General features: G+C 63.2%; 13 protein-coding genes. All 13 read left to right on the top strand.

Features of this window, described 5'->3' with window-relative positions; translation table 11 throughout:
- The first annotated feature begins 177 nt into the window (after positions 1 to 177).
- The 13 genes from IEX85_RS05980 (at position 178) to IEX85_RS06040 (ending at position 20,133) form a co-directional block, all read left to right on the top strand.
- A complete protein-coding gene (locus IEX85_RS05980) occupies positions 178 to 3,687 on the top strand; it encodes an indolepyruvate ferredoxin oxidoreductase family protein (RefSeq protein ID WP_188859465.1) in 3,510 nt (1,169 codons plus the stop codon).
- A 232-nt stretch (positions 3,688 to 3,919) separates the two neighbouring features.
- Entirely contained in the window at positions 3,920 to 5,458 is a 1,539-nt protein-coding gene (locus IEX85_RS05985; RefSeq protein ID WP_229721808.1) for an arylsulfatase, read from the top strand.
- Positions 5,459 to 5,970: 512 nt separating this feature from the next.
- Positions 5,971 to 6,963, top strand: a complete 993-nt coding sequence (locus IEX85_RS05990; protein ID WP_188859468.1) for an AAA family ATPase — start codon at positions 5,971 to 5,973, stop codon at positions 6,961 to 6,963.
- A gap of 8 nt (positions 6,964 to 6,971) precedes the next feature.
- Positions 6,972 to 7,895, top strand: coding sequence for a DUF58 domain-containing protein (locus IEX85_RS05995; protein ID WP_188859470.1), 924 nt, complete (start codon positions 6,972 to 6,974; stop codon positions 7,893 to 7,895).
- Positions 7,896 to 7,897: 2 nt separating this feature from the next.
- Positions 7,898 to 8,413, top strand: coding sequence for a DUF4381 domain-containing protein (locus IEX85_RS06000; protein WP_188859473.1), 516 nt, complete (start codon positions 7,898 to 7,900; stop codon positions 8,411 to 8,413).
- Complete coding sequence (locus IEX85_RS06005; protein ID WP_188859474.1) at positions 8,410 to 9,423, top strand: vWA domain-containing protein; 1,014 nt, start codon at positions 8,410 to 8,412, stop codon at positions 9,421 to 9,423. Before IEX85_RS06000 ends, IEX85_RS06005 begins: the two co-directional genes overlap by 4 nt.
- Positions 9,416 to 11,080, top strand: coding sequence for a vWA domain-containing protein (locus tag IEX85_RS06010; RefSeq protein ID WP_188859476.1), 1,665 nt, complete (start codon positions 9,416 to 9,418; stop codon positions 11,078 to 11,080). Before IEX85_RS06005 ends, IEX85_RS06010 begins: the two co-directional genes overlap by 8 nt.
- A 4-nt stretch (positions 11,081 to 11,084) precedes the next feature.
- On the top strand, positions 11,085 to 12,341 hold the full coding sequence (locus IEX85_RS06015) for a BatD family protein (protein ID WP_188859478.1): 1,257 nt from the start codon (positions 11,085 to 11,087) through the stop codon (positions 12,339 to 12,341).
- A gap of 1,044 nt (positions 12,342 to 13,385) precedes the next feature.
- The gene (locus IEX85_RS06020) at positions 13,386 to 15,188 is read left to right on the top strand and encodes a DUF3604 domain-containing protein (RefSeq protein WP_188859480.1); all 1,803 of its coding nucleotides are present in this window, start codon (positions 13,386 to 13,388) and stop codon (positions 15,186 to 15,188) included.
- An 86-nt stretch (positions 15,189 to 15,274) separates the two neighbouring features.
- On the top strand, positions 15,275 to 17,161 hold the full coding sequence (locus IEX85_RS06025) for a DUF3604 domain-containing protein (protein WP_188859482.1): 1,887 nt from the start codon (positions 15,275 to 15,277) through the stop codon (positions 17,159 to 17,161).
- Positions 17,158 to 18,018, top strand: coding sequence for a peptidylprolyl isomerase (locus tag IEX85_RS06030; protein WP_188859484.1), 861 nt, complete (start codon positions 17,158 to 17,160; stop codon positions 18,016 to 18,018). Before IEX85_RS06025 ends, IEX85_RS06030 begins: the two co-directional genes overlap by 4 nt.
- A complete protein-coding gene (locus IEX85_RS06035) occupies positions 17,999 to 19,003 on the top strand; it encodes a HupE/UreJ family protein (protein ID WP_188859486.1) in 1,005 nt (334 codons plus the stop codon). The genes IEX85_RS06030 and IEX85_RS06035 overlap by 20 nt, the downstream gene beginning before the upstream one ends.
- Before the next feature lie 122 nt (positions 19,004 to 19,125).
- Positions 19,126 to 20,133, top strand: coding sequence for an AraC family transcriptional regulator (locus IEX85_RS06040; protein WP_188859489.1), 1,008 nt, complete (start codon positions 19,126 to 19,128; stop codon positions 20,131 to 20,133).
- Positions 20,134 to 20,160 lie beyond the last annotated feature (27 nt).

The following is a 20,160-nucleotide window of genomic DNA, read 5'->3' on the forward strand; positions in this document are numbered from 1 at the left end:
CCTACTGCTACGCGACATTCCGGCGCCCCGCATCATTCGCAAAATGTCAATTGCCGTTGCATTACTGTCAAGCCGGCGGCCGCTGTAAACGGGATAGTAGCACTATACTCAGTAACAACCTTGGCCACAGTCCGGCAGGCCCGCTGCCCCGGTTCCAACGATAAGAAAAGGTTCGCAATGAAATTAAAAGACGTTTCACTGAACGACAAGTACACCAAGGAGTCAGGTACCGTCTACATGACCGGTAACCAGGCACTGGTGCGCCTGCCGCTGCTGCAGAAGCAGCGCGATGTCGCTGCCGGTATCAATACCGCCGGCTATATCACCGGTTACCGCGGCTCGCCGATCGGCACCTACGATATGGAACTCTCGCGCGCCAAAAAACTGCTCGAGGAACATGACGTCGTATTCCAGCCGGGTGTCAACGAGGAACTCGCGATGACATCCGTCTGGGGCACCCAGCAGATCGAATCCGAGGAGACCAAGAAGTTCGACGGCGTCTTCTCCATCTGGTACGGCAAGGGCCCGGGCGTTTTCCGTGCCGGTGACGCCATCAAGCACGGCAGCTTCTTCGGCGCCTCCCGCCAGGGCGGCGTGCTGATGCTCGCCGGTGACGACCACGTCGCCAAGTCGTCCACCATTGCACACTTCTCCGACCCGGAGATGATGGCCCACGGCTCCCCGATTCTGTATCCGTCGAACATCCAGGAAGTGATCGACTACGGTCTGATCGGCTTCGCGCTGTCGCGTTATTCCGGTGCCTGGGTCACCCTCAAGGTGGTCAACGAAACCGTTGAAGGCACCGCCACCGTCGATCTGGACCCGGCGCTGTCCGTGACCCGCGAGCCCGAAGGGCTGGAAATCCCGCCCGAAGCACACTTCGTGCCGCCGACCGGCGGTCTCGGCCCGGCCGCCACCGCCGAGCGCATGGCTTACAGCGGCCGTATCCCGCTGATCAAGGCCTTCGCTCGCCTGAACAAACTCGACCGCATCACCCTGGAAGCGCCGCAGCGCAAACTCGGCATCGTCACCAGCGGCAAGGTCTACCAGGACCTGCTGCGCGCCATGCAGCTGATGGGCATCGACGAAGACAAGGCCCGTTCCATGGGCATCAGCATCTACAAGGTCGCCATGACCTGGCCGCTCGAAGATCAGGGCATGGCCGAGTTCGCCGAAGGTCAGGACGAGCTGCTGGTACTGGAAGAAAAGCTGCCGCTGCTGGAAAACCAGATCGCCGATCAGCTTTTCAACTGGCCGGCCGAAAAGCGCCCGCGCCTCATCGGCAAGCGCGATGAGCACGGTCTGCAGATCCAGAAGACCTACGGCGCCATCTACCCGGACGAAGTCGTTGTATTGCTGCGCGACCGCCTGGCGGCCCTGGGCATGCTCGACGACGCCACCCGCGACAACGCCGACAAGTATCTCGCCACCATCACCGGCGGCTGCGGCGCCATCATCCCGAGCCTGGTGCGCATTCCGTACTTCTGCTCCGGCTGCCCGCACAACACCTCCACCAAGGTGCCGGAAGGCTCCAAGGCGATGGCCGGTATCGGCTGTCACGCCATGGCGGGATTCATGAACCGCAACACCACCTTCCCCACCCAGATGGGCGGTGAAGGCCACAACTGGGTAGGCCTGTCGCACTTCGTCGGCGACAAGCACCGCTTCCAGAACCTCGGTGACGGTACCTACCACCACTCCGGTCTGCTGGCGATTCATGCGGCGGTTTCGCAAAAAGCCAACATCACCTACAAGATCCTGTACAACGACGCCGTCGCCATGACCGGCGGTCAGGAAGCCGAAGGCCACCTAACGCCGCAGCAGATCAGCGAGCAGGTCACGGCGCTGGGCGCCAAGCGCGTGGTGGTCACCACCGACGATCCGGAACGCTACGAGGATCTGCCGGCGTTTGCCCGCGGTGTCGAGATTTTCCACCGCCGCGAACTCGAGCGCCTGCAGCTCGAACTGCGCGAGACCAAGGGCGTCACCGTCCTGATTCACGATCAGACCTGCGCCGCCGAGAAGCGTCGCCGTCGCAAGCGCGGCAAGTTCCCGGATCCGGACAAGCGCCTGTTCATCAACGACCAGGTCTGCGAAGCCTGCGGCGACTGCTCGGTACAGGCCAACTGCGTGAGCCTGCAGACCCGCAAGACCGAGTTCGGCAACAAGCGCAAGATCGACCAGTCGACCTGTAACAAGGACTACCGCTGCGTCGACGGCTTCTGCCCGTCCTTCGTCACCGTGCTCGGCGGCAAGCTGCGTAAGGCCGAAACCGCAAACCTCGGCAACAGCCTGTTCGAGGGTCTGCCGACGCCTGCACGCGCCGAGTTCGACGACGTCTTCGCCATCATGATCAACGGTATCGGCGGTACCGGCGTCGTCACCATCGGTGCGGTACTGGGTATGGCCGCGCACCTGGAAGACAAGTCGATCTCCATCTACGACCAGACCGGCTTCGCCCAGAAAGGCGGCGCGGTACAGAGCCACCTGCGCATCGGTCACCGTCAGAAGGACATCACCAGCCTGCCGATCGGCCCGGCCGACGCCGACCTGATCATTGGCTGCGACCTGGTGGTCACCGCCAGCGAGAGCTCGATGCGTTCCATCCGCCGCGGCGAAACCAAGGCGGTGGTCAACACCGACCCGGTCGCCACGGCGGCGCTGCAGCTGGTACGCGATTTCGAACTGCCGTCATCGGCGCTGGTCAAGGGTCTTGCCGACGTGCTTGGCGACGACCTGGCTACCATCGATGCGACCAAGATCGCCAACGCCCTCACCGGCAACAGCATTGCCTCCAACATGTTCCTGGTCGGTTTCGCCTTCCAGAAAGGCTGGCTGCCGCTGAGCGAGGAGGCCATCCTCAAGGCGATCGAGATCAACGGCGTGTCGATCCCGTTCAACCAGGGCGCCTTCCAGCTGGGCCGTGTTGCGGCGCATGACATCAACCGCATCACCAAACTGATCGAAGACCAGCTCAACGCCGGCAAGCCGGACGTCGCCGAAACGCCGGCAGCCGCTCTTGCCCGTCGCGTCGAGCACCTGACCGCCTACCAGAACAAGGCCTATGCCGATCGTTACCTGGACCTGGTCAACCGTGTACGCCAGATCGAAGAGCAGAAAATGCCCGGCCAGAGCGCGCTGACCGACGCGGTGACGCGCAACTACTTCAAGCTCATGGCCTACAAGGACGAGTACGAAGTCGCGCGCCTGTACACCGACGGCAAGTTCGTCGAAAGCCTGAAGCAGCAGTTCGATGGCGACTTCAAGCTGAAGTTCAACCTGGCGCCGCCGCTGCTGAGCAAGCGTGACCCCGTCACCGGTCACCTGCGCAAGAAGGAATTCGGCCCCTGGGTCTTCAAGGCCTTCGGCGTCCTGGCCAAGCTCAAGGGCCTGCGCGGCACCGCCTTCGACATCTTCGGCTACACCGATGAGCGCAAGATGGAGCGCCAGCTGATCGTCGACTACCGCGAGACTGTCGAATCGCTGCTGTCGCAGCTGACCGCCGGCAACTACGACCTTGCGGTCAAGATCGCTGAACTGCCGATGGATATCCGCGGCTACGGTCACGTCAAGGAAGCGGCGGTGGAGAAAGCGGCAGCGCAGAAGCAGCAGCTGCTCGATGCCTTCACCAACTCCCGGAACAAGATCGCCTCCGACAAGGGCGAACTGTTCTACGAGGCCAGCTAAGCCGACCGCGCCCGGTGCCATCCTAGATGGCCACCGGGCGTCTGTCCGTTTGTGAAGCACTAAAACCGGAATCGACAACGACCACCTGATCCCGTTGCTACACTTTTTGCCAGGCTCGACAGGCCCTGACTAACCGCAGGGATCTCGATAGCGACGGGCGCCTGCGCTGCAGCCGAGCATGCCTCAGCCAGACAACAGGTGGTCACCCATACCAAGAAGAAAGGAGACTATCGTGGGTATCACTCTTCCCAAAAAGCCGTTCAGGACGCTGGTCCGCGCCGCTTGTGCGGCCGCCCTCGCCTCGGCATCGCTGGCGACCTTCGCCGCCGACAAGCCCAACATCGTCGTGATCTTCGGCGACGATATCGGTTACTGGAACCTCAGCACCTACAGTCAGGGCATGATGGGCTACCAGACGCCGAATATCGACAGCATCGCCAACGATGGCGCCAAGTTCACCGACTACTACGCCCAGCAGAGCTGCACCGCGGGTCGTTCGGCGTTCATCACCGGCCAGATGCCGGTGCGCACAGGCCTGACCAAGGTCGGCCTGCCGGGCTCCAACATCGGTATCAGCGAGAAAGATCCGACCATGGCCACCATGCTCAAGGAGCTTGGCTATGCGACGGCGCAGTTCGGCAAGAACCACCTCGGCGATCGCGACGAATTCCTGCCGACCAACCACGGCTTCGATGAGTTCTTTGGCAACCTCTACCACCTGAACGCCGAAGAAGAGCCGGAAAACGAGGATTACCCGACCGATCCGGAATTCCGCAAGAAGTTCGGCCCCCGCGGCGTGCTGAAATCCTACGCCGACGGTCGTGTCGAAAACACAGGTCCCCTGACCCGCAAGCGCATGGAAACCGTCGACGAAGAGTTTCTTGCTGCGGCCAAGGACTTCATGACCCGCCAGGCCAAGGAAGACGTTCCCTTCTTTACCTGGATCAATACCACCCGCATGCACAACCATACTCACGTGCGTGACGAGAACCGTGGCAAGACCGGGCTTGGCGAATACGCCGACGGCGTGATCGAGCACGACTACCAGATCGGCGAAGTACTGAAAACCATCGACGACCTCGGTATCGAAGACAACACCATCGTTATCTACACCACCGACAACGGCCCGATGATCAACCTGTGGCCGGACGCCGCCATGGCGCCGTTCCGCAGCGAGAAGAACACCGGCTGGGAAGGCGGCTTCCGCGCGCCGGCTATGGTGAAGTGGCCGGGTCATATCGAACCGGGCACCATTATCAACGATATCTTCGCCAGCGAAGACTGGTTCCCGACCCTGCTGGCCGCCGCGGGCAACCCCGACGTCAAGCAGCAACTGCTCGAGGGCACCAGCGCCCAGGGCAAGGACTACAAGGTTCACCTGGACGGCTACGACCAGACCGAGCTGCTGACCGGCAAGGGGCCGAGCAAGCGTGAGAGCTTCTTCTACTGGAGCGACGACGGCGACCTCTTCGCGCTGCGCCACAACCGCTGGAAGTTCCATTTCAACATCCAGACCAACGAGACCGGCCTTGCCATCTGGATGAAGCCGCTGACCAAGATGCGCGTTCCGATGATTTACGATCTGAAGAACGACCCGTTCGAGCGCGGCGACACCGGCATCGGTTACGACCGTTGGTTGTATGACCGTAGCTACCTGCTGATGGGCGTGGCGATTCCGGAAACCGCGAAGATGCTGCAGACCTTCAAGGAATTCCCGCCGCGCTTCAAACCGGCCAGCTTCACCGTCGACGTCAGCCAGTTCATCGAGTAACAGGCTGATAATGCCAGGGGCCGGACAACCGGCCCCTGCTTTCGGCTTTTTCGCAAACCGGCGGGACCGCGCCCGTTTGCAAAAAAGCCGGTAACTCCACTGTAGGATGGGTGGAGCGCCGACAGGCACTGGATTGCGGGATAGCGACCTATTTTCTCGGCGCGTAACCCATCAAGTGCCGTAGGATGGGTGCAGCCCCGCACGGCATTCCGTGTCAGTCGTAGGATGGGTGGAGCGCCGACAGGCACGGAATGTGCCGGATGGGACTTTTTGGCGCGGCGCGCAACCCATCAGGCGCCTGTCGCCTGCTCCGGACATGGAACGGCCGCCGATGGGTTACGCCGCGAAAGCCCTCGGCGTTTCGCGGCTCGCGCAGAGTGCGGCTCCACCCATTCTACGCAGTCAGAAGCTTTAGCCAGACTGCGCTTGATGGGTGGCGGGACCGGTATACTGCACGACGTCGTGACACAGACCCGACACTTTCTAACAATAACCGATTCAGGGCCAGAGCCGTGAACGAATGCCAAAAGGCCATGAACTGGCTGCTCGATAAAATGGACGAATCCGTGGTGGGGCAGCGTCATGTCGCGCGCGCCATCGTGGTTGGCTTTATTACCAACGGTCATGTGCTGCTCGAAGGCCTGCCCGGCACCGCCAAGACACGCTCGATCAAGGCGTTGGCCAACCTGATGAACGCCAGCTTCGGCCGCATCCAGTTCACCCCCGACCTGCTGCCGTCCGATGTCACGGGCTCCGAGACCTACCAGGAAGACGCGGCGGGTAAACCGCACCTGCTGTTCAAGCAGGGACCGGTGTTCAACCATATCCTGCTCGCCGACGAGATCAACCGCGCCCCGGCCAAGGTACAGGCCGCGCTGCTCGAGGGCATGGCCGAGGGTACTGTGACCGTCGCCGGCGTCAGCCACCGTTTGCCGGAACCCTTTATCGTACTGGCCACGCAAAACCCGATCGAGCAGGAAGGCACCTACCCGCTGCCGGAGGCCCAGGTCGACCGTTTCATGCTCAAGGTGTCGGTGGACTACCCCGAGGACGCGGCGGAGATGGACATCATCCGCCTGGTGCGCAGTGAAGAGAAACTGCAGCCGGGCAGTACCGGAGGGCCCGGTGATGCCTGCGAACGTCTGGATCCACAGCTGATACTGGATGCCCGCGCCCAGATCGCCGATGTCGCGGTTTCAGAGCTGGTCGAACGCTACATCGTCAACCTGGTGATGGCGACGCGCCACCCCCAGCGCTACCCCGACACCCGGCTCGGTGACTGGATCGAGGTCGGTTCCAGCCCGCGCGCGTCCATCGCGCTCGACAAGTGCGCGCGTGCCTGCGCCTGGCTCGACGGCCGCGATCACGTGCTTCCCGACGACGTCCGCCTGATGGCCGGCCCCGTGCTCGGGCATCGCCTGAACACCGGCTACAGCGCGGTCGCCGACGGCGTCGGCAAACTCGACGTCATCCAGGTACTGCTCGATAACGTTCCGGTAGGCTGAGGCAGCCAATGGCCAGCCCGACCGATCCCCGCGTCCACTGCAACCAGAGCACGCTGGTCGGCCTGCAGAGTCAGGCCGCGGCGCTCAACGCCCCGTCACTGCTGCGGCTGCACGGCGTGATGGCCGGACAGCGCCTGTCCAGGCTGCGCGGTCGTGGCCTCAACTTCGAGGAGCTGCGCCACTACCGCCAGGGCGACGACGTTCGTCATATCGACTGGCCGGTCACGATGCGCACCCGCAAGCCGCATATCCGGGTCTACAACGAAGAGAAGGATCATCACGTCGTTCTGTGCGTCGATCAGCGCAGCAACATGTTCTTCGCCTCGGTCGACACCATGAAGTCGGTGGTGGCGGCCGAGATTGCCGCCCTCGTAGGCTGGGCGATCCTGCAGAAAAGCGACCGTGTCGGGCTGTCGGTGTTCGGCGACGACCAGATCGTTCACAACCGGCCGACGCGAACCCAGTCCAACTACCTGCATCAGCTGCGCCAACTGGTCGGGATCAACCGGTCCCTGAGCGTCGAGAGCGCCCCCGGGAGCGGTAACCGGCTGGCCGTGATGCTTGACCGCCTGCTCCAGGACCGCGACAAGAACGGGCTGATCCTGATACTCAGCGACTTCTACCAGTGCGATCCGGACTGCATCCGCAAGCTGCAGTATCTGCAACGGCACAACCATCTGCTCTGCGTCGCCATTACCGACCCGCTGGAGGCGAGTTTCGACGCCGACGACTGGACCCTGACCGACGGCGAGCTGCAGATCAGTATCGACAGCAGCGCCAGCCGCGAGGCGATACAGCGCCACCTGCTGGACGCCTACCAACAGCGACAGAACGACCTGACCCGACTGATGGCGGCCTCCGGACTGCCACTGATCGAGCTCGATACCTCGGGACAGCACCTGTCGCAGTTCCAGCGCGCGATCGGGAGGTAGCCATGGCCGAACCGACCCCGCCGCAGTGGTACCTGCTCGACCGAATGGTCGATGTCGCCCCTCCCGCGCAGGTTTCCTGGTGGCCCCAGACCGCAGGCTGGAAGGCGCTCGGACTGGCGCTTATGGTTGTGCTGGCATTATGGCTGTACCACCGTATACGCCTGTTTCGATTCAACCGTTACCGCCGCGAGGCACTGCATGCACTGCTGCAGCTGGAGCAGAACGGCGGCCTCGGCACCGACAGCCTGTTTCGCGTGCTCAAGGCGGTTGCCGTGCACGTCGAACCGGCCCTGGCACCCCGGCTGGATGCGACCCTGCTCGCCTATCTCGACCACAGTGCGCGACTGGACGCGGCCTTCGACTCGGCCCAGGGGCAGCGCTGGCTGGATGCGCTGCTCAACCCGGCGGCACCGCTCTCCCACACGGAGTTACAGCACCTCTGCCATCTCACCCGGCACTGGATCAGGCGCCATCGCAACCCCCGTCAGCCCGCCTTTTCCCTGCGACGTACGCCATGAACATCGAACTTGCACATCCGCTTTTACTGTTGCTCGCACCGCTGCCATTGCTCGTCTACTGGCTGTCGCCCGGATACAAGACCCGCCGCTCCGCCATCAAGGTGCCCTTTTTCACCCTGCTGCTGGAGGTCATGGCGGAGAAAGCTGAAAAAGGCGCCAGTATCCTGCCTGCGGCGATCTGGCAACGAGCCGCACTGATCCTGGCCTGGCTGCTGATGGTGCTGGCTGCGGCCAAGCCGATGTGGCTCGGCGCGCCGCAGCAACTGGAACAGTACGGCCGCGATGTCATGGTGGTCGTAGACCTGTCGGGGTCGATGGAAACCCGCGACTTCACCTCCGAATCCGGCGACCGGATCTCCCGCCTGGAAGCGGTCAAGCAGGTGCTGCACGACTTTTCAGCAAGCCGGGAGAACGACCGGCTCGGGCTGATACTGTTCGCCGATGCGGCCTTCGTCCAGGCCCCCTTCACCGCCGATCACCGAGCCTGGCTGTCGCTGCTCGACGAAGCCCAGGTGCCGATGGCGGGAAAGAGCACCCACCTCGGCGACGCTTTGGGACTGGCGATCAAGGTGCTGCTCGAAAACGATGCCAATCGCGCCGGCGAGGCGCCGGAAAAGCTGGCGATCGTGCTCACCGACGGCAACGACACCGACAGCTATATTCCGCCCGGGGACGCCGCCCAGCTTGCCAGGGCGCGGGGCGTCAAAATGCATATCGTTGCCATGGGCGACCCGGAAACCGTCGGCGAAAACGCCATCGACATGGAAAGCATCAACGAAGTGGCCCGCGCCACCGGCGGCCAGGCCTTCCAGGCGCTGGACAGCGAACAGCTTGGCCAGGCCTACGATGTGATCAACGAACTCGAGCCGACACTTTACAAAAGCATCAGTTACCAGCCGAAAACCTCGTTGCACCCCTACCTGGTGATGGTGGTGGTGCTGCTCTACCTCAGCGCCTTCTCCCTTGCGTTGCTGAGACGGCGCTTTCACGGGGAGCCGCGGCATGATTGATCTGACCGGCCTGCAAAGCTTCGCCCATCAGTTCCATTTTCTGCGACCCTGGTGGCTGCTGGCCCTGCTGCCTTTTGTCTGGCTCTACTATCTGCAGTATCGCAGCAGCGCCCGCGAGTCCGGTTGGCAGGCGAAGCTGCCGGCGCATCTGCGCCGCGCGCTGACCGTGGATGGCAGCGGCTGGAAACGCCGGTTGCCGCTTCACCTGCTGAGTCTCAATACCCTGCTGGTCTGCATCGTCTGCGCGGGCCCGACCTGGAAGCAGGAGCCCTCGCCGTTCAACGAGGACAGGACGCCCCTGATCATTCTGCTCGACAGCAGCGAAGCCATGCTGCAGACCGACGTAGCCCCCGACCGGCTGACCCGCGCCAAGCAAAAGATACTGGACCTGCTGCAACTGCGCACAGGTGGCCAGACCGCGCTGATCGCCTATGCCGGCAGCGCCCACCTGGCGATGCCGCTGACAACCGATACCGCGGTATTCGAACCGATGCTGGAGGCGCTGTCGCCGCAACTGATGCCCAGGGCCGGCAAGAACAGCGCCGATGCCCTGCCCCTGCTAGAGGGCCTGCTCGGTCAGAGCGATGTGCCGGGCACGGTGCTGCTGATCAGCAACGACATCACCAGCGCAAGCCTCGCTCGCTTAGGCGGCTTCTTTGCCGACACACCGCACCAGCTTTTGATTCTGGCGATGGGTGACCGCAACGGTTCCAGCGTGCTGCCGCTGCGCCTTGACCGCCTTGGCGAACTGGCCGATCTCGCCAGCGGACAGCTGCGCCAGGTCAGCATCGACGATGCGGATATCCGCTGGATCAAGCGTCGGGTCGAGTATCACCGTGCGCTGAACCTGGAAAGCGATGTGCCCTGGCAGGACATGGGATACTACCTGCTGTTCCCGATCCTGCTGCTGATGCTGCTCTGGTTCCGTCGCGGCTGGGTGGTGCAGTGGGTACTGTTCGGCCTGACGATTCAGGGCCTCATGCTGCACCCGGTGCCGGCGCTGGCGCAGGACGCCGCGCCGACATCCAGCGCTGCGACGGCTCAGGCGTCGCTGACCGACAGGGCCCGACAGCTCTGGATGGACCTCTGGCTGACACCGGATCAGCAGGGTCAGTGGTACTTCAACCGCGGCGATTACCTGGACGCCGCACGGCACTTCGAAGATCCGCTGCACAAGGGCGTCGCCTTCTACTATGCGGCGCACTACGCCGAGGCACATGCGATCTTCATGCAAAGCGGCGACAGGATCATGGCGTTCAACGCCGCCAACGCGCTTGCTCGTCAGCGCGAGTATCTGGCCGCGCGAACACTGCTGCGGGAACTGGTCGAGCGCTACCCGGATTACGGTGACGCCCGTCATAATCTGGCGCTGATAGAAGCGCTGATCGCGGAAATCAACCGCCTTTCCGAAAGCCAGTCCAAAGGCCCCGACGCCACGATGGAGGGCTCCTTCGAGCTCGGCGACCAGCCGCAGACCGCGGAAGGCGCCGAGGAGCAGGTGGCGGAGGAAAAGATGATCGCCGAGCGCCCCTCGGTCGAGCAGCTGCTCGCCGACCAGGCCCTTGCCGATAAGTGGCTCGAGCGCGTCGAAGTGGATCCCGGCGCCTTCCTCAAATCCAAGTTCGGCATCCAGTATCGCCAGCGGATGGAGCAGTAATGCCGTGAAACCGATCCGTTCTGTACTCTGCGCCCTCGCCCTGCTTCCGGTCATCGCTTTCGGCGCTTCTGCCGCGGAGGACAGTGCCCTGCCATCGATGCGCCTCGAAAGCTGGATCAGCACCGCCAGCGGCAGGAGTCCCGACCGGGTTGCGGTCAACGAGCTGATCACGCTGCATATCGACGTCGCCACCACCAGCTGGTTCTCGGCCGGCGCCCGTATCGGCAAAATCGACAATCCCCAGCTGGTCGCGGTGCAGAACAGCCCCAACGTCTACAACTACAGCGACCGGACCGACGGTCAGTCCTGGTCCCATCAGCGGGTGGAGATTCCGCTGTTCGCGCCGGGCAGCGGGCAGTACTCGATCGCTCCGCTGCCGGTCACCGTGCAGGTCACCGTGGCCCCGGGCGACAACCGGACAATCACCCTGGCAACGCCCGGCATCGATTTCAGCGCGGTTCTGCCCTCGCCGCGTATCAGCACGCAAAGCCTCTGGGTGGCGGCGCCGGAGCTCGAGTTCTCGCAGGACTGGGAACAGAGCCGCGAAACCCTCGAAGCCGGCGACAGCATCAGCCGTACGCTCAGGCTCGAGGCCGAGGGTACCCTCGCCATGCTGCTGCCGAATGCAGCCTCGCCGGTATTGAACGACGCCTACCGGCTCTACGTCGCGCCGAGCCGGTTCGAGGATCGCAACACCCGCGGCACCCGCGAGGCGACGCGCACCGAACGGGAAACCTACATCCTGCAGCAGGGCGGCGACATCGTTTTTCCGGACATCGAATTGCTGTGGTGGGATACCGACGACAATCGTCTGAAGGTGCTCAGCCTTGAAGGCAAGTCACTGTCCGTGCGGCACACCCTCGACTCCTGGCTGCGTCAGCACTGGACCGCCCTGGTGGCCCTGGGTGCCGCCGGGCTGGCGCTTGTCCTGCTCGGTGTCAGGGCCAGAACCTGCCTGCAAAGCCGGCGGCGCTCCGACAGCCTGAGCCTGCTGCTGGCCCGGTGGCGCAGGGACTGGCCCCGTTGCCGCGCCCTGCTCTACCGCCGCCTGCACCGCAACAGTGGCCTGAACAGTTTTCAGCAGCACCCAGAGGCCGAGCATCTGCGCCCCGATGTTATCGGATTGATGTCCGGGCAGCCGCAAAAGGCCGGAGTACTGCGCCTGTGGCGCAGACTGAAACCCGGCAATCGCCGGCAGACCTATCGCTACCGGGCGCTGCCCGAGCTTGCTGCACTCGAGCAGCGTGACGGAATCTCCTAGACGCCGCATCCCGGCATGCATAGGAGACGCGCCCCCGCGGCGAAGCTTTTAGCCCCGGCAGGCTATTCGCGGCGAGGCGCCGCTCCTACGGGTCTCGAACGCCCGGCGCTTTTCGTAGCCGCGCCCCGCGGCGAAGCCTTTGGCCCCGGCAGGCTATTCGCGGCGAGGCGCCGCTCCTACGGGCGAACCAGGCCGGCATTGTGCCATTCCATTCGCGGCGAGGGGGTGCCCGTACTTTGGGTACGCCGCTCCCGCGGCGGGCGATGCGCACCCGGCTCTGCGTAGGAGACGCGCCCCCGCGGCGAAGCTTTTAGCCCCGGCAGGCTATTCGCGGCGAGGCGCCGCTCCTACGGGCGAACCAGGCCGGCATTGTGCCATTCCATTCGCGGCGAGGAGGTGCTCGTACTTTGGGTACGCCGCTCCCGCGGCGGGCGATGCGCACCCGGCTCTGCGTAGGAGCCGCGCCCCGCGGCGAAGCCTTTGGCCCCGGCAGGCTATTCGCGGCGGGGCGCCGCTCCTACGGGTCTCGAGCGCCCGGCGCTTTTCGTAGCCGCGCCCCGCGGCGAGGCTTTTGGCCCCGACAAGCTATTCGCGGCGGGGCGCCGCTCCTACGGGCGAACCAGGCCGGCATTGTGCCATTCCATTCGCGGCGAGGAGGTGCTCGTACTTTGGGTACGCCGCTCCCGCAGCGGGCGATGCGCACCCGGCTCTGCGTAGGAGACGCGCCCCCGCGGCGAAGCTTTTGGCCCCGGCAGGCTATTCGCGGCGGGGCGCCGCTCCTACGGGTGACATTCGCAGGGGCCGCGTACCCAAACTTACGGGCACTTCCCCGCGGCGGACAGACCACCTAGTCCGTGCCGATGAAAAAACCGGTCACCGCCGCTATCAGCGCACAGCCTGAAGGTCCCTGAGCCGGCGGAAACATCCGTTAAGACACTCGATATTGTCATTTTATGTCAAACATGTTGCGCAAAAAATCAAATAGCCGAATGCACTTTTCCCTAACATTGAGGATCGCATAAAAATACAAAACGGATTTTCAGAATGATCAAGCGATCCCTGATCGGCTTTGCCGTGCCCTTCTTTGCCGCGACCCAGGCCGGTGCTGCGCCGACCCAGTTGTACTGGGGAGACACCCACCTGCACAGTTCCTACTCTGCAGATGCCTTCGCCATGGGCAACGAATCGGCCGATCCCGATACCGCCTACCGGTTCGCCAAGGGCCAGCCGGTCATTCACCCTTTCAACCGCGTCCGTGTCCAGCTCGAGCGCCCGCTCGACTTCCTCGTCGTGGCCGATCACGCCGAGTACATGGGTCTTATCCATCAGGTACGTGACAAGAGCCCGCTGCTGCAGGCGTCCGAGAACGGTCGAAAGCTGATGGAACTGTGGGACGGCACCGGGTCGAAAGCGGTCTATCACGACATCGCCGGCAGCGTGGTCCGGGGGCAGCCCTACGCGGACCTCGTCACCGATGCGATCCGCACGCCGATCTGGAACCGCATCATAGACGCGGCCGAAAGCCACAACGAGCCGGGCAAGTTTACCGCCTTTATTGGCTGGGAATGGTCGTCTATCCCCAATGGCGCCAACCTGCACCGGGTCGTCTTTACCGACAAGGGCGGTGAAGAAGCGAAGCGCTATCTGCCCTACTCGTCTATCACCAGCAACCGCCCGGAAGACCTCTGGACCTGGCTCGACGAAACCTCGGAACAAACCGGAGCGGATTTCGTCGCCATTCCGCACAATTCCAACATCAGCTCCGGGCTGATGTTCAACAAGGTCGACAGCGACGGTCTCCCGATCACCGCGGACTATGCGCGCACCCGGATGCGCTGGGAACCGGTTGCCGAAATCACCCAGATCAAGGGCGACTCCGAAACCCACCCGTCGCTCTCGCCGGATGACGAATTTGCCGATTTCGAGACCTTCGAGCACGTTATGACCTTTGGCGCCGAGGCCGCCACCGATGTCGACCAGAACAGCGACTACATCCGCAGCGGCCTCAAACGCGGCCTGGAAATCGAAGCCGAAACCGGCGCCAACCCCTACAAATTCGGCGTCATCGGCTCCACCGATTCCCATACCGGACTGTCCACGGCCAGCGAGCCCAACTTCTGGGGCAAGTTCGGTATCGATTCGATCCCGGAGAACAAGGATCGGGAAACCTCCCCGCACGCCGATGGCTGGAGCATGTCCGCCGCCGGTATGGTGGCCGCCTGGGCCGAGGAAAACACCCGCGAGTCCCTGTTCGCCGCCTTCAAGCGCAAGGAAGTTTATGCCACCACCGGCCCGCGGATGAGCCTGCGGGTATTTGGCGGCTTCGACTTCAACGCCGCAGATGCCAGCAGCACAGAACTGGCTGAAACCGGCTACGGCAAGGGCGTGCCGATGGGCGGCGACCTGAGCCAGGCCCCCGAAGGCAAGGCACCGTCATTCCTGATTCACGCAGTCAAGGACCCTGAAGGCGCCAATCTCGACCGGGTTCAGGTGGTCAAGGGCTGGCTGGACGCCGAGGGCAACAGCCACGAAAAGGTATTCAACGTGGCGCTGTCCGATGGCCGCGAAGACCTGGGCGCCGAGACGCGCCCGGTTGGCAATACCGTCGACCTCGAGACCGGCCATTACAGCAACAGCATCGGCGACGAGGAGTTTGCGACAGCCTGGCAGGACCCGGAGTTCGACGCCGCACAGCGGGCTTTCTACTACGTGCGCGTGCTGCAGATTCCGACACCGCGTCACACCATGCTGGACGCTGTCGCCCTGGGCAAATCACACAGCGAGGTCGACTTCCCTGCCGTGATTCAGGAACGGGCCTACTCCTCGCCTATCTGGTATACGCCCTGAACCCGGCCGCTTAACGCCCCGCAGTGCTTTATAACCGCGACCGGGGGCTCCCGGTTGCGGGCTCAACCCCGGACTCCGAGCAAAAAATGAAAAAAACAACGCTTTCGATTGCCGTTCTTGCCAGCCTTTGCAGCAGTGCGTTTGCCGCCAGCGGCAGTCAGTCATACTCCCCCAAGGCCGGGCAGGACTATCCGCAGCAGGTCTACTGGGGCGATACCCATCTGCACACCTCGTACTCGTTCGACGCCTCGATGATGGGCAACAAACAGCTGGGACCTGCAGACGCCTACCGCTTCGCCCGCGGCGAGGAAGTCGAGGCGCACAACGGCATGGTGGCCAGACTGGACCGGCCGCTGGATTTCCTGATGGTGTCCGATCACTCGGAATATCTGGGCCTGATCCCGATGCTGGGCACCGGCGACCCGGAATTGCTCAACGACCCCGTCGGCAAACGCTGGGCGGTCCTGCTCGGGGGCGACACTGACCAGTCGCTCAAGGCGATGTTCGAGATACACCACGACATCAACACCAACCACAAGAGCCTTGCCAACGCCAAGGTCGAGCGTAGCGCCTGGGACGACATCATCGCCGCCGCGGATCGTTACAACGACCCCGGCAAGTTCACTACCTTTATCGGCTACGAATGGACCACCATGCCCGGCGGCGACAACCTGCACAGGGTCGTGCTGTTCGCCGACGACGCCAGCAAGGCGGGCCAGGTACTGCCATTCTCCTCCTTCGACAGTGAGAACCCTGAAGACCTCTGGCGCTACCTGCAGTCCTACGAGGACAAGACCGGCGGCCGTGTGCTGGCCATCCCGCACAACGGCAATGTCAGCAACGGCCTGATGTTCGCCCTGACCGACCGCGACGGCAACCCGCTCAGCCGTCAGTACGCCGAAACCCGCAGCCGCTGGGAGCCGGTCGCCGAGGTGACCCAGATCAAGGGCGACGGCGAGACCCACCCCAAACTGTCGCCGGAGGATGAGTTTGCCGACTTCGAGACCTGGGACAAGGGCAATCTCACCGCCGATGCGCTCAAGGACGACAGCATGCTGCCTTACGAGTACGCCCGTTCGGCGCTGAGGCTCGGTCTGCAGCAGGAGGCCAAGCTCGGCGTCAACCCGTTCAAGTTCGGCATGATCGGCAGCACCGATGCGCACACCAGCCTCTCCAGCGGCGAGGAAAACAACTTCTGGGGCAAGTTCTCCGTGTACGAACCGAACCCGAGCCGCGCCGGCGAGTACGCCTATACCGAGGGCAGGCAGGGCAAGGTCTTTTCCCTGCGCGGCGAAGAGACGGCCGCCGCCGGCTACGCCGCGGTCTGGGCAACCGAAAACACCCGCGATGCGCTGTTCGATGCCATGAAGCGCCGCGAGACCTATGCCACCACAGGTCCGCGCATGACCGTGCGCTTTTTCGGCGGCTGGGACTTCGACGAGCATGAAGTCGAGCGTCCCGACTATGTGCTTCAGGGCTATCGCAAGGGCGTGCCGATGGGAGGCGACCTGACCGCGGCACCCGCGGACCGTTCGCCGCGCTTCATGGTGTCGGCCACACGCGACCCCGAGGGCGCCAACCTGGATCGGGTACAGATCGTCAAGGGCTGGCTCGAGGCCGACGGCACTACCGAGGAAAAAGTCTACGACGTGGCCTGGAGCGGCGAGCGCACGCCGGACGCCAACGGCAAGTTGGCGCCGGTCGGCGACACCGCCGACAGCCGCAACGCGACCTGGCGCAACAGCATAGGCGCGGCCGAACTGACGTCCGTCTGGACCGATCCGGACTTCGATCGGGCACAGCGCGCCTTCTATTACGTCCGGGTGTTGCAGATTCCGACACCGCGCTGGCCCACCTACGACGAAAAGCATTTCCACTATCAGCTGGAGGACCGTTCCACACCGGAACACATCCAGGAGCGGGCCTACACCTCGCCGATCTGGTACACCCCGGCGCAAGGCACAGAATCATGATCGGCAAACTGATACGGGACCCCCTGCTGCACTTCGTATTCGTGGGCGCGGCGCTGTTCGGCGCCTATGAACGGGTGGGCAGTCCAGAAGATATCGCCAGCGAAAATGTCATCGTCGTCGACCGTGATGCCCTGCTGACCTTTATCCAGTATCGCTCCAAGGCGTTTCAGCCGGAAGCGGCGGCACAGCGCCTGGACGGCATGACCGATGCCGACCGGGAGGCGCTGATTCGCGACTTCGTGCGCGAAGAAGCGCTGTATCGCGAGGCCGAGGCCCTCGGCATGAGCGACAACGACTACATCATCCGTCGCCGCTCGGTACAGAAGCTCGAGTTCATCGCCCAGAGCATGGCCGAGCAGGTGGTGGCGGCGGATGCCGACAAGGTCAGGGATTATTTCGGGTCACACCGTCAGGATTACTACGAGGAGCCGTCCTACACCTTCACCCACGTGTTCCTCAAGGGCGCCGAGGCCGCAGAACGGGCTTCGCAGCTGCGGGAAGAGCTCAACGAGCGCCAGGTCGCGTTCTCCGACGCCGCCCGCTACGGCGAACGCTTTCTGTACCACCGCAACTACGTCGAGCGCACACCGGACTTCATCGCCAGTCATTTTGGCGAAGCCTTCCGCGACCGGCTGTCCCGTCTGGCGCCGGACGCCGGCCTATGGCAGGGACCGCTCGAGTCGGAATACGGCGCCCATCTGATACTCCTCAGCGAGTACCGCCCGGGGCGCGTACCGGAACTGGTCGAGATCGAGACGCGCGTCGAGCAGGATTACCTGCGCTTCGAACAGCAGCAGAGACAAGAGCTGGCCATTCAGCAGATCGTGGAGCAGTACCATGTCGAAAATCGTCTCTAGGGCTTCATTGGGACTTATTCGCCGGCTCCCTGGACTGCTGCTGGCGCTCTTGCTGCTGGCGCCTACCACCCTGCTCGCCCACGAAGCCCGCCCGCTGTATTTGCAGATCGACGAGCTCGACAGCGCGCAGGCGGGTGGCTACAGCTACAGGCTCAAATTCAATCTGCCACCCAGTATTACCGCCGACAACCGGCCCTTCCTGACCCTGCCCGACAGCTGCAAGAGCCAGAGCCTGGGGCTGCTGGTGCAGCTGGACTGCACCGGGTCACTGGACGGTAAGACCATCGGGATTGACTATCCGAAGTACAACCCCTCGGTCTCAGCCCTGGCCAGGATCCGCTACAGCTCCGGCGAAAGTCATCAGGCGCTGCTGTCACCGCAGGACACCCAGTGGCAGCTGCCGCCGCGGGAAAGCGCCTCGGCCATTGTCGGGGAATACACCGCTCTGGGTATCGAGCACATCCTTATTGGCTGGGACCATCTGTTGTTCCTGCTGTGCCTGGTGATGATTTCCGGCTCTTTCAAACGCACCCTGATTACGGTATCCGGCTTTACCCTGTCGCATTCACTGACGCTGGTGCTGACCACCCTGGGGCTGGTGCGCCTCCCCATTGCGCCGGTGGAAGCGGTGATCGCCCTGAGCATTCTGTTCCTCGCCGCCGAGATCGCCCGCGGACAGCGCACCAGCCTGGCCTGGCGCTATCCGGTGGCGGTTTCGACCCTGTTCGGCCTGGTGCACGGTTTCGGTTTCGCATCCGTGTTGCAGGAGATCGGACTGCCCCAGACCGAACTGGCCACCGCCCTGCTGTTCTTCAATCTGGGCGTGGAGATCGGCCAGGTGATCTTCGTGCTGGCCGTGACGACGGTATTTTACCTGCTTGGCAACTGGGCCGCGCCTTCACTTGCGCGACTGCAGCAGGCTCTGCTGTATGGCGCCGGGTCGCTGGCCGCTTTCTGGACACTGCAGCGTATCGCCGGTTTCTGACGGAGCAGCCCCCTGATCCGGATCCCGGCGATGCAGGCTGCTGACTAACATGGCGGATTCATTTGACATTTAACGCCACTAGAACAAATATGAGTGCAAAAATGTATAAGAAAGGTTCGGCTATGTCGCAGCCCAAGAACGTCCCTCAGGTCAAAAGCAGCGCGCTGATGGGGCTATACCCTCTGTGTCGGAAACTCCATGTCAACCCGATCAAGCTACTGACCTCGGAAGGGCTCTCCGGCACCATCCTGCGTTCCGGCGACATCATGATCCCCTATGAAAGCTTTTGCCATGTCCTCAACCGGGGCGCCGATACCGCCGACTTTCCCCTGTTCGGAATAGCCATGTCCTCTTACCAGGGGCTGAAGACCTTCGGCCCGCTCGGTCTGCTTGCAGCCGAAAGCCCCACCGTGGGGGACGCTCTCAACGTGATCGAAAAATATTTCCACTTCCATGCCAGGGGCGCGGCGATCGACCTTCAGGCAAGGGAGAAAGAAACCGATCTGATCCTGACCCTTAATCTCGACCCTTCGGTCAGCATGGAGCAGACCTTCGAACTCAGCCTATGTCTTGGCTACAACGTACTCAAGGAACTGGCGCCGGACTGGATGCCCAGAGTCAAGCTTCTTTTCGCCCACAGCCCGCTGGCCTCGATGGACGAGTATCGGAAATTTACCGATGCAAGGCTGTGTTTCGATCAGGACAAGAACGCCATCGTTTTCCCCACTCAGCTGCTGATGCAAAAGCCCACCCCGGCGTCGGACGAAATACGCAGCTACCTGGAATCCTTTCTGGAAAAGGAGTCCCAGGGGCACGACCAGCCGCTGCAGTACAAGGTATCGAAGCTGATTCTGGAGCTGATACCGACAGGAGAAGCGACGCTTCCGACCATAGCCCCCATGCTCGGAATGAACGTGCGAACACTGCAGCGGGAGCTGCAGCTGGCAGGCACCGAGTTCCGAACCCTTCTCGATGAGGTACGCTACCAGGTCGCCCGCGAAGCGCTGGAACGCAACTACACGCTTACCGAGATCGCGCTCAATCTGGGCTATTCTGAGCTGAGCGCTTTTTCCCGTGCGTTCAAGCGCTGGTCGGGCGTATCGCCCCAGCAGTGGCGACAGTCGTTCTGACCGCTTGTCATCACCCGGTCAGATTCG

This window comes from Marinobacterium nitratireducens, assembly GCF_014645375.1.
Classification (GTDB): Bacteria; Pseudomonadota; Gammaproteobacteria; order Pseudomonadales; family Balneatricaceae; genus Marinobacterium_A; species Marinobacterium_A nitratireducens.